The organism is Vibrio sp. 704 (genome assembly GCF_033339295.1).
Genome location: NZ_JAWOUH010000455.1, coordinates 1 through 692, shown reverse-complemented (window position 1 = coordinate 692; position 692 = coordinate 1). Strand labels below are relative to the sequence as shown.

Annotated in this window: 1 pseudogene; it reads left to right on the top strand. The window is 46.0% G+C overall.

From position 1 onward, the window contains the following. Positions 1 to 131 precede the first annotated feature (131 nt). Positions 132 to 692, top strand: a pseudogene (locus R7R24_RS27065) (IS30-like element ISVa6 family transposase); the annotation flags it as partial.

Sequence of the window (692 nt, the reverse complement as noted above, 5' to 3'; positions counted from 1 at the left end):
CATACGTTGGGAATCACTCTTAAATGCTTTGTTATGCCCCTTGGATTCAAGTACGAAGTGCGACACCTCTGAACATAAAAACAGTGAGATGCGATAATCATGAACTTTGCTCCCGCCAAGAAGTAAAAAACATGAGATACACGCACCTCACTGAGAACGAAAGGTATATGATTTCTGCACTCAGAAAGCAAGGAATTAGTACCGCTAAAATAGCTAAACAACTGGGTCGTCACAAAGCTACTATCTATCGAGAAATTGAACGTAATTCCCGATACAACAGACACTTTAAAAGGTACTCCTATCAGGCGTGGAGAGCCCAACAAATGGCTCGCAACCGGCTGAGTCGCTCGCGCAGAAATAAGCGCTACAGCGAAATCGACTTTAGGTTGCCTGAAGCCTTGCTACGACTGGATTGGAGTCCTGACCAAATCGTCGGATACCTCAGGGGAAGAGGCTATCCAACAATGAGCCACGAGCTCATTTATCAGCATATTTGGAACGACAAAACTCTCGGTGGAACACTATGGAAGCACCTACGCCAATCTACTAAGAAAAGGCGTAAAAGGTATAACTCAAAAGACAGCCGAGGTCGGCTGGCAGCAAAACGTCATATTACCGAAAGACCTGCAAAAGCTGAGCATCGAAAAGAGCCTGGTCATTGGGAAATTGATACCGTCGTGGGCCGTGGAACC